General features: G+C 61.5%; 11 protein-coding genes. 9 read left to right on the top strand and 2 right to left on the bottom strand.

All coding sequences use genetic code 11. The features are described 5' to 3' along the window. The 4 genes from ARC23_RS11550 to ARC23_RS11535 all read left to right on the top strand — a co-directional run. Positions 1-730: DUF2345 domain-containing protein (locus tag ARC23_RS11550; RefSeq protein ID WP_152985258.1), on the top strand; the 730-nt coding region annotated here is incomplete at its 5' end. A 3-nt stretch (positions 731-733) separates the two neighbouring features. Next, entirely contained in the window at positions 734-1585 is an 852-nt protein-coding gene (locus tag ARC23_RS11545; protein ID WP_057497344.1) for a DUF4123 domain-containing protein, read from the top strand. Beyond that, positions 1578-4319, top strand: a complete 2742-nt coding sequence (locus ARC23_RS11540; protein WP_152985257.1) for a T6SS effector BTH_I2691 family protein — start codon at positions 1578-1580, stop codon at positions 4317-4319. The genes ARC23_RS11545 and ARC23_RS11540 overlap by 8 nt, the downstream gene beginning before the upstream one ends. Positions 4320-4322: 3 nt before the next feature. Further along, positions 4323-5372: a DUF6708 domain-containing protein gene (locus ARC23_RS11535; RefSeq protein WP_152985256.1), complete on the top strand. Its 1050-nt coding sequence runs from the start codon at positions 4323-4325 to the stop codon at positions 5370-5372. Positions 5373-6149: 777 nt separating this feature from the next. Here the strand turns inward: ARC23_RS11535 and ARC23_RS11530 are convergent. Then, positions 6150-6698 (bottom strand): SUMF1/EgtB/PvdO family nonheme iron enzyme, encoded by a 549-nt coding sequence (locus tag ARC23_RS11530; RefSeq protein WP_057497341.1) that lies wholly within the window; start codon positions 6696-6698, stop codon positions 6150-6152. 159 nt (positions 6699-6857) lie between these two features. Here ARC23_RS11530 and ARC23_RS11525 point away from each other — a divergent pair, with 159 nt between their 5' ends. Continuing rightward, a complete protein-coding gene (locus ARC23_RS11525; RefSeq protein ID WP_152985255.1) occupies positions 6858-7799 on the top strand; it encodes a DUF6708 domain-containing protein in 942 nt (313 codons plus the stop codon). 96 nt (positions 7800-7895) lie between these two features. Further along, positions 7896-8936 (top strand): DUF6708 domain-containing protein, encoded by a 1041-nt coding sequence (locus tag ARC23_RS11520; protein WP_057497339.1) that lies wholly within the window; start codon positions 7896-7898, stop codon positions 8934-8936. 94 nt (positions 8937-9030) lie between these two features. Here the strand turns inward: ARC23_RS11520 and ARC23_RS11515 are convergent, their stop codons facing one another. Further along, positions 9031-9678 carry a hypothetical protein gene (locus tag ARC23_RS11515; protein WP_057497338.1) on the bottom strand — a complete coding sequence of 216 codons (648 nt, stop codon included), beginning with the start codon at positions 9676-9678 and terminating at the stop codon, positions 9031-9033. Positions 9679-10004: 326 nt separating this feature from the next. Here ARC23_RS11515 and ARC23_RS11510 point away from each other — a divergent pair, with 326 nt between their 5' ends. The 3 genes from ARC23_RS11510 (at position 10005) to ARC23_RS11500 (ending at position 12725) form a co-directional block, all read left to right on the top strand. Further along, on the top strand, positions 10005-10886 hold the full coding sequence (locus tag ARC23_RS11510; protein WP_238985235.1) for a M15 family metallopeptidase: 882 nt from the start codon (positions 10005-10007) through the stop codon (positions 10884-10886). Between the two features lie 102 nt (positions 10887-10988). After that, positions 10989-11249, top strand: a complete 261-nt coding sequence (locus ARC23_RS11505) for a PAAR domain-containing protein (protein WP_057497336.1) — start codon at positions 10989-10991, stop codon at positions 11247-11249. A gap of 42 nt (positions 11250-11291) precedes the next feature. After that, entirely contained in the window at positions 11292-12725 is a 1434-nt protein-coding gene (locus ARC23_RS11500; RefSeq protein ID WP_057497335.1) for a hypothetical protein, read from the top strand. Positions 12726-12737: the final 12 nt, after the last annotated feature.

Raw genomic sequence — 12737 nt, 5'->3', positions numbered from 1 at the left:
GGAAGAATGGGCCGCAAGCCAGCGGGCGGGCGGGCCCAGGTGCCCGAAAGAGCTGCCGGTCGATACCACCCTGACGGGAGGGCAGGAAGCGCTGCGTGCCACCCACAGCGGCAGTGCCGCGGGCAGCATCGCGGGCGGCGACGGCGAAGCACCGGGTTGGAGCGCACCGGTGCTGCTGGGCAGTGGCGTGGCCGGCGTGCTGAGCCTGACCCCCGCCGATCAGGTCTGGGTGAGCGGCACCCACACCACCCTGGCCAGCGGCGTGGCGCTGAACTGGATGACGCAGGGCTCACTGACGATGGCCGTGGCCGGCGGGCTGGTGCTGTACACCGCTGGCGTGCAGCCCAGCGGTGAAAGCCCGAACCAGGAGCGCGGCATCGCGCTGCATGCGGCGCAGGGCAAGGTGAGTGCGCGCGCGCACAAGAACCAGATGATCGTGGCGGCCAAGACCCAGGTGCGCATCGCCAGCACCGAAGCGGACGTGCAGCTGTCGGCGCCGAGCAAGCACCTGCTGGCGACGGCGGCGGGCGCCTACATCCGCATCGAAGGCGACAACATCGAACTGGGCGCACCGGGCAAGGTGGAATTCAAGGCGAGCCAGCGGGAATGGGTGGGGCCGGCGAGTGTGGCGGGGGAGGCGAAGGTGCCGGAGGGCTCACACAAGGCCTGCGAATACCGAGTGCGGGCTGCCGAGAAATCGGGAGCCGGCTTGGTTCCGCTGGGAGCTTGACACATGCAACTCAATCATCGGCTGTTCGAAGCCCATCAGTACGCATTGATCAATCCGCTGCAGATCGATCGGCGCATTGCCTTGTTGTGGCCATGTGAGCCCATCGTTCCAAAGGAACTCCTCGGGCAGCAGCATCTTCTTCCCTATCTCCTCAGACTCGGGGAAATGGCGCCAGATGCGCGCCTGGCAGCACTTGATGAAACGGTGCAGTACGCGCACGATCATGGCCGATCTCCCTTCTCGGCTCTCTTGAAATGTTCTGCCGGGAGTCAACAAGTCCGAAATCACCTGGCCCGTATGATGGTGAGAAAAGTCGAAGGTGAGAAGATGCTGTTCAGATACTACGATCCTCGTGTCTGGAACGCGCTGAATTGGATTCTCTCGCCATCGCAGCTGAGCGCGTTGCTTGGCCCCATCAATTCCTGGACTGCCCCCGTAGGCCAAGGGATGAGATGGCAGACGTATGACAGCACAGGCCCTGACACGGATGGCGTGCACCTCACGTCAGACCAGCTGTACGCGATCGCGTCACTGGCATCTGTCAACAAGGTGATCGACAGGTTGCGTCTGGAGGGCAGGGATATCGATGACACCACACTGTCGAGGCGTGTCTTTGACGAAATGAACAGGGCTGGCGAGCGTGGGTTGACGGATCCGGACGACAAGGAATCCTATGCATTCGCCTCGCTGTATCAATCACCCGAAATTCACGATACACATCGGTATCAAGAGGCCCTACGGATTGCCCGCATAGATCCTGGTGCGTTCCGTAGCGTCGTCAGTGACCCCTCCGACGAAGAGGCGGATGAACCTTCATTGGAGCAGGAAGAACAAGGAGCCTGGCAGCATGGATAAGAAGCCGACACAGTCGTGTGACCCCGCGAAGAAATGTGATGTCTGCGATCAGGTCGGCTTGCCGATTCTTCCGATCAGATACGCCATTTGCCGTTCCGACGTCAAGGAAATGTGGCAAGGGCCCAAGCTGGGAGGGAGTTTTGGAAAGGATGTGGCCAGTGTTGCCCTTCCGGGCAGTGAGGCACACTACACGCTACGCCTCGCTCGCCAAGGCTATCTCTATGTATTCAATGAGATCCGTGGCGAATGGAAGGGCTATCAGATAACCAGCGACTCCTACCTCCTGGAGTTTGATCCGCATGCAGCTCCTCCGCCTGAGGAAGAATTTCAACCCACATGCGCACGAATGGCGGATTCGCAGGTGGCTCGCTTCGTTACCATTCCAGACCCCAAGCGCGCGGGTAAAATCTGGTTTGGCTTCTCGGAGGCTCCGTGGACGAAGGAGATCATTGAGCGGAACCGCAGGTCAAGTGAGCGCAAAAAGCACATGCGCTGTATTGACGTTCAGGCGTGGCTCAAGGGCAAGTCGCTGGATCACGTAGGAAGTGCAACTGATGCCCCCCTCATGGTCAGCGAGTTCAAGTTTGGCAAGAGGGTGAAATCCGAGCCTGAGGTGAAGATTCCCATGCTTCCCTCGAATCCGTCGCCAGCTGCGGAACCTGGAAAGCCCCACATCGTGGATGGTGCGGTTGAGAAGCTCCTCGATGTCGTTGAGGTGTATGCCAATCCTGGCTTTTCGTTCTCCTTCGCGCCTTTTTCAAGGTGCAAGCAGGATGTGCCAGGAATGGAGGCGTGGCTTCAGAAGAGCTCCCCGGCCGTTCGTCCGATGATGGTGGCGTTGAATGATCCCGCGGGGATAACGCAGGAGCTTTCCGCACTTGTTCGGCAAAAGATCCGGGACTTCGAAGAGGAAGATGATCGCGGGTGGAAGCATGCAACGTCGGTGGCAATCCGGGGCATCCGGCAGGCAATTGAGGATCAGGCTGCCGCGGAAAAGCTGAGTTCCGTACGCGCAAGCGCATACACCGGACGTGCCGCTATGGAGCTGTACGCGGCGGGAATCACCAAGATGCGTGAGGAACTAACGCCTGAGGAGGATAAGAAGGCAAGAGACTCAGCATGGGATCGTTACCGCGATGACTACAGTCAGCAAGCGCTTGATCAGTTCGACAAGAACCTAGCGCCAGAAATGGAGCGCTACACATCTTCGCACTTGACTCCGATCGCCCAGAGCTTCGCGCGCTGGTACAAGAATGACGACTTCAGGACGTGGCTGGCATGCAATCACATTGACGAGCTGTCATACAATTCAATGAGATTGACGGAGATTGTCGACAATTCGCTTGAGGGGGTCGTGGGATTCGAGTGCGTACAGGCTGCGGTTCTGGAGGATCTCGCCGGACGTTTTCAGGACATCAAGAACTGTACGGTTCGGGCCTTGACCCTCAATGACAAAATTGCGGCGGAGGTGATCGAGAAGCAGTCAAAGACATTCTTGAGCAATGCAGACAATCCCGGAGCTTGGTCCAATCTCTTCAAAGCGTATGGTCATGTTCTGGATCGCGGAGCTAACAAGCCCCGTGAATTGCAGCAGGGGCTGGGCCTGGTCGCAGGCCTGGTGTTCAAGACGTCTGGGATGATTGTCACCGCCCTGACCAAGGCGGGATCAACGGTCGCAAAGGCTGGCATCAACGTGGCCATCTCTGCCGCGACGAGGAACAATCTGGTTGGGCTGCTCGGAGTCCTTTCGGGGAAGCGTATCCAGAGGGTCGGGATACGTGCCTCGGAGCGCGAGATGGCGCACTTTCTGGTGGAGGCGCTGAGCCAAGGACAAGCTGGAGTCAACAAGCGGGAGTTAAGGGCCCGCGTGGATCAACACCTTCGGCAGGAACTCGGTGAGCGGAGTGGCGCAAGAGTCGCGACAGGTGATCGCAATGCACGCGGCAGAAAGGTCTTTGAGTGGGCTGTGTTTTGGGACAAGGAAGCGATGGCAGCTGTCCGGAATGGGCAGCCGGGTGCTATGGCAAACATGCTGATGAGTGAGGAGCAGGTGAGGGCGCTGGTAAGGAATCGTGCTGCCCAGTACACCGCTCCGCACGTAAATCTTGAGGTGCGTCTTGGGGTTGTCGGGTTGGTTCTAGACGCTTGGAATGTTGCGGATTCGTACGGCAAGTTGGATGTCGAAAAGGAGGGGCCGGCTGGTCGTAGACAGTTGAGTCTTGCCTCTGCACTAGCCGGATTTGCGGGTACCAGTGTCGAACTGACGGGGATTGCGTTAGCCAAGACAATGTGGGGAAGAACGGCGTTGGCATCCGAGATCAGATTTGGTGCAATTGAAGTTGCAAGCAGGGCGGGTCTTGTAGGGTTCCTTGGCAGACTGCTCGGCACAGTTGGCGGATTGCTTGGGGCTGTTGTTGACGGCTGGAAGGCGTATGAGTCAATAAAGTCCGGAGATGTTCCGATGGCCGTTTTCTATGGCACAACTGCTGTGGCCGGAGCGGTAGTTGCCTATCTCATGTTTGTTGGCGCCATGACGGCAGGTGTTGGTTTCATTGTGCTTTTGGTGCTGGGGTTGATAAGCATGCTGGGTGAGTGGCTTATTAATCTGATTCGTGACGATAAAGTTGAGAGGTGGCTAGATATGACGCCATTTGGAGTGCATGAACATGGTAGATTCGAGTCTGCTGAGAAACAGGATGACGCATACAACGCCATGCTTCCTGCAGGAGCGTGAGCAGTGAGTCAGTTTGCAGGCTGGCTTGCCCAGCGATATCGCAACAATCGTTCAATAACCGAGTACGAAAGGAGCGCCGATGTGCGCAACTTCGACTCTTCCACTTTTACGCCGATCGATAAAGGAATCATTTTAATTGATGATGATTGCATGGAGTATGTGGATCGTCATTTTCTGTACCGTGGCTGGGCATTGATGGGGGCGAGCGTATTTATCGCGCTTGGACTTATTTTCATCGTCGCTATTTTGCATGCAACTGCGTCGCTGGTTGATCGAGCCGGGCCGCTCGAGTCAGGCGATACATATTCGATTGTAGGCCTGGTCGCCCTCGTTCTTGGATTCCTGGCCTTCATCTTCTGGAAGTTGGTCTTGCGGGATGTTCTGCGCTATCAGTACTACCCAGTGAGATTTGATCGCGTTGCGCAGCAGGTACATTTCTTCAGTGGTGACGGTGGCAAGGTCATTTCCGCATCATGGCAGGACGTGAAATTCATTATTGGTAGGGATAAGCCTGTAGGCCCTGGCGAGGGACGCACGTACGACCTTCGTGGGCTTGTGATGCAAGGGGATCAGGTTGTCCACACGTTTGCAGTTGGAGCGGACAGCGGTTCTAGTCCGGCGATCACGCTTGCTCACTGGGAGATGATTCGCCGATTCATGGAGGAGGGGCGTTCCGCGCTTCCGTTCCCGCCGCTTCAGCTCTACACCTCGGTTGAGCCGAGTTTCCGCAATGCATTCATCATCCACGTCTCATCTGCAGGTGCGGGCCTGATGTGGATCGCGCTGCCGCTCACCTTGCCATGGGCTGTCTTTCGCTTCCTGGCGATGAAGTTGTGCCGGAAGCCGGTGTGGCCTCCGTCTGTGCTCAGGCATGGATCCTCTACCACTTCCGGATTGCACCCGCTCCGCGCACCGGCCGTGTATGGGCGGGTGAATCGCGTAGGGGGGCGTGCTGATGAGATGGAGCGCTTCTGGAAGGAGTCGATCGCGGCCGCGAAGGCTCGCAACGATGAGGTTCGGAGTCGGCTGCAGCAGTCGTCAGTCAGCGCTTGAGATGCGAGCCATGGCGAAGTCGTGGCTTGTTTTGAGGGAAGAATCGGCATGGGGGCGCTAGGGATGTTCTGGATGACCTTGACTGAGTGCTGGATTTCCAGAGACCCACCGCCGAAAAGCCGGGCTAGCGTAATGTAGAGACTTCGCCTTGCATGGGTCCCCGTGGATCACGAGGAGTCAGGCGATGAAGAAGTTCCGTTTTACCGAGGAGTAGATTGTCTACGCGCTCAATGGGGTCGAGCTGGGGAGGACGGTCGGTGAGGTGTGTCGCAAGTTCCTACATGCCCAAAGCGCGTTCAGGTGATGCTGCGCTGGGAGGGTTGGCGGGATAACCACAAGCATGTGCATCGCACTACATGGAAGAATGCCTGTCTTTACGGCTACTCCGGTCGCGCCGCAGCCGGAGTAGCCGTCGCCGGCAACCGATCAAGGTGGCCACAGCGCCCAATACCCTGTAGGGCGTGGAATTTGTCAGTGACGCGCTGTTCGATGGACGTCGCTTCACCTAGCTGGATCGGAATGATCAGAGCACGATTGCCTGAAGGCAGGCAGCCAGCTGGGCAGCAGTACACTGCCGCCCGCCTGCCACTTCTGGAAAGATCTCCCAGCACTCAGTCCTGACTGACGCAATGGAATCCATAGCTCGCGTTCTGGTTGGCATCAATCACATCGCCATGGTCTGTCATGCCGTACAGTCCAGCAGGGTTGGGAGCGAATTTGCCCAGGGCAGTTCCGCTACCGTCATCGTACTGGGAGTAGCTCGCTACATTGCGACCATCATCGATACTGCCTGTATCGGTCGCAAATACAGCCATCCTGCCACTCGATCGTGCCGCGAACTCCCACTGCCTCCTCGGTGGGAAGCATAAGCTTCCGGCCTGCCCCCTTCTCAGCCCATGTGCAGAAGTTCATGGCGTCCTGCCACTTCACTCCGGCGGCAGCGTTGAGGTCAGCACGATACAGATCAGCGTTGATTTTTGACGTGCCTACTTCCGGGCGGCCGGTCGCGTTCGTGAAAGCATCAAAATCCTCAATCGATACCTTGTGGGCCATGATCGAAAAGCCGTCCAGCGTGATCTTACGGAGGACGTCGTCATTCATGGCTCCGCTGTACGGTGGCTTGTCTTCGTTGTGCACGGGGCCAAAATTGCCCATGAGGAACGTGCCACCCTCGATCGGCACCAGGTCAGCCATGACCTTCTGCTGCGTAGTCGCGCCGGAGCCGTGCGTCGCCTCGGATGAGTGTGCTTCCCCTCTGGCGGATGCGGATGCAGTGAACGGCAGGATCGCCAACAGGGCTGCGGTTCGAAGCGACAGCGTGAACATGAGCGATCTCCTTGACCCAGCCCCGCATGCTAGCGCGCTCGCCCAGCCTGCGCATCCATACCGGGCCCTAGCAGTTGGGCGGGCCTCGCCATGACGCCGCGAAGCTACTCAGTAACTCAATCCCGTGTCATGCTCACGGGGGCGCTGAGAGGAGAATCGATGTATACCGGATGGATGCGCGATTTTTCCGTGGGAGGTCCGCTTTCTCCACAGGAAAGCGCATCGCGTTTCAATGTACATACCTCTCAGTCCGTGACGCCTGCCGAGCACGCCTGCCTGGTCCGCTTCAACTCGACCAGCATCGACCTGATCGACCGTCGTTTCCGGTTGCGCGGCATGGTATCGACTACCGTGGTCCTGCTCGGCACGCTGGGGCTGTTCCTGTTCGGCTTCTTTCTGCTCTTCACTCTGGTCATCCCCAACCTGGAGGGGGACGTATGGGACTGGGTGATGTATGCGATGGTGGCGGTGTGCGTGGTCGGCGCTCCCGCGCTGTTCTGGCGTATCACCCTTCGATACGAGTTCTTCACCTACGTCTGGTACCCGACGAGATTCAATCGGCGTAACCGCACGGTCTACTTCTTCACCGGCGGGAAGGAGGGGGCCGTATCCGTCCCATGGGATCAGGCCGTCTTCTACATCGGCCGAGGAACCCGCGAGGAATTCCTGCGTGATCTGCGTTGCAGCGTCATCGAGGATCATGTCGTCAAGCGTACGTTCGCTGTCGGCCACTACTTCGATGATGAGTTGAAAGTACGTGGCATCTGGGAGTTTGTCCGTCGCTACATGGAGGACGGTCCCGCCGAGGTGGCAGACACTATCGGCGGCCGGCAGATGAGCCTGTCCGTGGTGCCTTCATTGCGCAACTGCTATCTGTTTGTGGTGGCCAGCCTTGGGCCAGCCATGGTGAGTGCACGATTCATCCTGATGCCGCTGCTGTTGCCTCTGGTGTTCTGCCGGTGGCTGGTCCTGCAATCCTGCCGCATGCCTGTCTGGCCGCAGTGGGTAGAAGAAGCGTGTGCGGTTGATGCGGATGACCCACTTGGACTGGTCGAGACGGACGTCATGGCACAGGAGCAGGCCGTTGCATCATCTACATGATCGAGCGCTCGTTGGGATGATGGTCGATCAACACAGAGCGGGGCAGCGGATGCCGTCCAGCTGCCACTTCGTTTTCATGCACAGGGAGGATAGGCGATGAGCCAGTTCGCCGGCTGGCTCGCCCAGCGCTATCGCAACAACCGTCGTTTGGACAACTACGAAGTCGCTGCCGATGTCCGGAATTTTGATGCATCAACGCTGGCGCCCCTGGATAAGGGCATTGTCTACCTCGATGACGATTACATCGAGTACGTTGACCGGCATTTTCTCTATCGCGGATGGGCAGCGATGTGGGGCTTTGTCGTTATTGGCTTGGCGCTGCTGTTCGTCTCGGCAATTGCGCATGCAACGGTGACGATGCAGGCTGAAGGCAAGGCGGTCAGCTCGGAGATGGCCATTACCGTCGCTGTCCTGGGTGTTCTGATGCTCGGCTTCGTCGCTTTTGCCTACAAGATGCTTCTCGGAAGAGACATCTTCCGCTGTCAGTACTACCCCATCCGCTTTGATCGAACCACGCGTCAGGTGCACGTCTTCACCGGTGGGCGGAACAAGGTGGTGTCGTTGCCGTGGTCGGATGTCCACTTCATCATCGGCAGGGACAAGCCTGCGGGGCCCGGCGAGGACTATACCTACGATCTCAGGGGCCTGGTGATGCGCGGCGATCAGGTGGTCCACACCTTCGCAGTCGGGTCGGATTGCGGCTCCAACCCCGCCGTCGTGCTCGCGCACTGGGAAATGATCCGGCGCTTCATGGAAGAGGGGCGTTCCGCGCTCCCGTTCCCGCCGTTGCAGCTATACACCTCGGTAGCACCGAGCTTCCGCAATGCGTTCATCATCCATGTCTCTTCCGCAGGCGCAGGGCTGATGTGGATCGCGCTGCCGCTCACCTTGCCCTGGGCACTGTTCCGCTTCCTGGCGATGAAGCTGTGCCGCAAGCCGGTCTGGCCAGTGGCCGTGACCCGGCGCGGAACATCCGAGCGTTCCGGTGTGCCGCCACTTCGCGCGCCAGCGGTGTACGGGCGGGTCGATCCTGCGGGAGGGCGCGCAGATGAGATGGAGCGCTTCTGGAAAGAGTCGATAGCTGCAGCGATGGCTCGCAATGATGAGGTGCGGCAGCAGCTTCAGCAGGCGACGTAGGCACTGGCCAAGCAGTGCTGCCGGCCTGTTTGCCGACCAGTCAGCGCTTGCGGAGAGATCCGGGTCGAGCATGGCTCGACTCTACAAAGACGCGTCACATCGCCGGGCAGGCCGGGTCCTTGCCGCTCACGGCGGCGCAGATCCGCCGGCGGCAATCCACGCCCTTCAATGATGCTGGGCTGGGGCAGGCGCGCAGCTGGGCCTGGATGTTCGACTCGGTCGACGCGGACTTCTTGCTGGCCACGCGTTCGAAGGCGGCACGCTCGTCCTCGGTGCGCTTGCGCTGGTCGGCCTCGATCTGCGCGATCAGGTCATCCATGCTCTGCGGCTGGGTGCTGGCCTTCGCCTTGCCCTTGGCCTTGTCTTCTTCCTTGATGATGCCGAGCAGGGTGCCGAGCAGGTTTTCATCCTGCTTGCCCTTGCCGCCGGCCGCTGGAGCGGAGCTGCGGCTACCGCTACGGGACGCCGCAGCCGCGCCACGTGGCGAGGCCGCTGGGGTTGCAGCAGCCGCTGCGACACCGGCAGCGGTCGTCGCGGCGGCGGCTTCGGCTGCAACAGCCGCATCGTCCATCGGTGCAGGCGCGGGCAAGGCCGGGTCACCCGCAGCGGCCGGTGCATCGACGATCACCGCGGCGCCATCGCGTGGCGTGCCTGCCGGAACATCCGGATGGCCGGTGGCATGAGGCGTTTCCGGGGCCAGGGAATACTCGCCTGGCTCGCGATAGTCATCGCTGCCGGACATCCCCCAGACGGTCAGCCCGGCGATGACCGCAACGGTCCCCGCGATGGCCAGCCATAGACCGAGGCGACGGTTGCCACCAGACGATACGCGCGCAGCACGGGGCGACGCGGTTGCCTGCCGGCCCTCCATGTCTGCCAGAATACGGCCCGAATTCGGGGCCTGGCCCTTTGCCTGCGCTCCCCCTGAGAGCAGACTGGGCCGGTTGATTCCGCCATTATTCAAGTGCTTCCAGCCCTTGGTTTGAGTCGGCATCTGCCGAAGCGAATTTGCGCATTCTTAGTGAAAGGCAGTGGGGCGTCAACCAGATGACGAGTCAAGGAGGACCGGTGTTGCCAATCGTGGTTGCTGCCATTGCTGTTGTCGCGCTTGTGGCAGTGGTGTGCTGGGTGCTGTTGTTTCCCGAGACAGTGGAATCGCTGCGCGCAGCGCTGGCGCGCCGGTTGGGTGCATTCCGTCGCAGTGCGGGCCGGGTGGGGGATAAGGTCGGTCACGGCGTGACCCGGGTGCGCAGTGGGGTTCGTGAAGAAGCGGGTGCCGCACAAAGTGCCCTTCGCCGCCATTGGCCGATTATCGCGATCGCGGCAGCAGCGCTGTTGATCCCTCCAACTGTGATATTGATCACACGTCAGACGGTGGTGCTCGAAGATTTTCGCGGCGATGATCTGGCGGAGTCGAGTTCGATGGTGGCCCAGTTGCTGCGGGGTGAGCGGCTGACCCCGCCGCCGCCGCCGCCGCCGGAAGTGTTCACCACCGCCGAGGTGCGTCGCCTGCGGCCTGAGATCGTCACGGCGGATCGCAAGTGGGACCAGATCGACGCCGATCTGCAGCAGCGCGTTCTGGCCATCTACGAGGTGATGCGCCGCCAGTACGGCTATGAAATGGTGCTGATCGAAGGCTATCGCAGCCCGCAGCGGCAGGCCGAGCTGATGGCCGGGGGCAAGGCGACACGGGCGGGCGCCTGGCAGAGCTGCCATCAGTATGGGCTGGGCGTGGATAGTGCGCCGATCCGTGATGGCAAGTTGCAGTGGGACATGAACGACGAATGGACCAAGCGCGGTTACTTCCTCTACGGCGAGCTGGCTGAACAGGCGGGGCTGGACTGGGGCGGCAACTGGCGCAGCATCAAGGATTATGTTCACGTGGAAATGACGGCCCGATGCCGCGCGGCACGTGCTGCCAAGCGTGAGGAACTGTCACGCCAGGGGTGATAACCACAGGGCGGTGCTGGTATGGTTACGGCGATGATCTCGGTCGCCGGGGAACAGGGGGCGATGGAGCGCCAGGTCACACAGGATCAAGGAGCATGATGGATGGCACGACCGTTTATCGTCGTCGGTGACAAGCTCAGCCACGGAGGCAGCGTGGTGGCAGGCACCGGCCAGACCGACATCAATGGCAAGCCGGTGGCCCGGGTGGGCGACCGTGCCGTGTGCGCCGTGCACGGTGCGACCACGATCGTCAGTGGCGATGCCACGGTGGTGATCGACGGTCAGCCGGTGGCGCGCGATGGCGACCGCACCGCGTGCGGGGCGACATTGGTGGCCTCACAGGCCACCACCGGCCTGCGCTGAACAACGCGGTCGACGGGAACAGCGCATGGAGCACGGCAACTGATGGCGGGATGGCTGGGCAAGGCAGCGTCGGTGGTGATGGTCTTCATCGCCACCTGGGGCGCAACGATTCTTTACTGGCGCAACAGCGGCACGGTACCGACCGGCATGCAGATGCTGGCCTATCTGGGCCTGCTGCCGGTTGGCCTGAGCGGTGCCGGCTTCATGCTGCGCGGCGCGGTGCGCCGTGGCGCGGAATCGGCGCTGGACAAGGCCACGTCTGATGACGGCAAGGCGGGAGCTGCAAAGCAGGAGGCGGCCGATCCGCAGTCCGCTGCGCCGCCTTCGGTCGCGCTGCTTGCCGGTACCCTTCGGTTGGGCGTCGATCTGGATGCGCCGGCGCTGCTGGCGACGGCTGCTGCGCCACCGCGCCCTTCGCTGGATGGGCGCTTCCGTGACAACTACAACCTGCCGGTGCGGATGAGCGCGGCCCAGGACCTGGACGAGTTCGAGGTCGTGCAGGCGCGCCAGGATGGCATCGACACGGCGGCGCATGAACGCCGCGCACTGGCGCTGCTGCGCCCGGTGCTGGAAGAGCTGCTGGAAACCGTGTTCACGGCGCTGCCGGAGATCGTGGCCTCTGAGGAGGTGGTGGTGGCTGGGCTGCGTCGTCGCGACGAACAGCGCGTGGAGAACGTACTCAGCATCGAGCTTCTGGTGCCCGGCAGCTGGTCCGATCCGCTGCGGCACTGGGCACAGGACTGGCTGCTGGAGCAGGCGCGCCTGGCGGGCCTGGATGCGCGCCGCTTCGATGTGCGCGTCACCACGCTGGATGGCGCCCGCGAAGTCTGGCCGCATCTGCAGCGGGTGATCGATGCGCTGTCGACGGGGCAGCCGCGCTGGCACCTGGTGCTGGCGGCCACATCCTTCATCGATTCCGCGCTCGTCGCGGCCTGGCAGGCCTCGGGCGTGCTGGCGACCGCGCAGAATCCCGATGGCCGGGTGCCGGGTGAAGGCGCCGCCGGCGTGCTGCTGTCGAGCCGGGCGCTGGCGCACGACGGGGCGGGCCGCGTGTGGCGCCCGCAACTGGTGCGTGCCGAACAGATCGAAGCGCAGCGCCCGGCCGAGCAGCGCCGGCAGCTGGCGGCGTTGGCCACGCACTGGCATGCATCCCTCGGCCAGGCGCAGGCGCAGGCGCAGTTCGTGCTGCACGATGCCGATCACCGCGGCGACCTGATGGTCGATGCCGCTGCCATCGCCGCGACGCTGGCGCCCGACCTCGATTTCAGTCCGCAGAGCCTGGCGCTGGCGATCAGTGCCGGCGAGCTGGGGCCGGTGCTGCCGATCGCCCAGCTGGCGCTGGCCCATGCACAACTCCAACGCCAGGCCGAACCGGTGTTGCTGCTCGGCGTTGCCGACAACCAGCAGCGCCTGTTCGGCCTGGTCGACCCTCTTCCTTCCCCGACGCTGCCGGCCGATGCGCCGTCGGCCTCCTGACCCCTGGATCCC

This window comes from Stenotrophomonas beteli, assembly GCF_001431665.1.
Taxonomy (GTDB): Bacteria; Pseudomonadota; Gammaproteobacteria; order Xanthomonadales; family Xanthomonadaceae; genus Stenotrophomonas; species Stenotrophomonas beteli.
The sequence above is the reverse complement of the archived record's forward strand: the minus strand, read 5'-3'. Positions and strand labels throughout refer to the sequence as shown.

What these genes read in the sequence shown, in the direction of transcription:
- ARC23_RS11545 (WP_057497344.1), top strand. Translation starts at nt 734, where the DNA reads ATGCAACTCAATCATCGGCTGTTCGAAGCCCATCAGTACGCATTGATC.
- ARC23_RS11540 (WP_152985257.1), top strand. Translation starts at nt 1,578, where the DNA reads ATGGATAAGAAGCCGACACAGTCGTGTGACCCCGCGAAGAAATGTGAT.
- ARC23_RS11530 (WP_057497341.1), bottom strand. Translation starts at nt 6,698, where the DNA reads ATGTTCACGCTGTCGCTTCGAACCGCAGCCCTGTTGGCGATCCTGCCG.
- ARC23_RS11525 (WP_152985255.1), top strand. Translation starts at nt 6,858, where the DNA reads ATGTATACCGGATGGATGCGCGATTTTTCCGTGGGAGGTCCGCTTTCT.
- ARC23_RS11520 (WP_057497339.1), top strand. Translation starts at nt 7,896, where the DNA reads ATGAGCCAGTTCGCCGGCTGGCTCGCCCAGCGCTATCGCAACAACCGT.
- ARC23_RS11515 (WP_057497338.1), bottom strand. Translation starts at nt 9,678, where the DNA reads ATGTCCGGCAGCGATGACTATCGCGAGCCAGGCGAGTATTCCCTGGCC.
- ARC23_RS11505 (WP_057497336.1), top strand. Translation starts at nt 10,989, where the DNA reads ATGGCACGACCGTTTATCGTCGTCGGTGACAAGCTCAGCCACGGAGGC.
- ARC23_RS11500 (WP_057497335.1), top strand. Translation starts at nt 11,292, where the DNA reads ATGGCGGGATGGCTGGGCAAGGCAGCGTCGGTGGTGATGGTCTTCATC.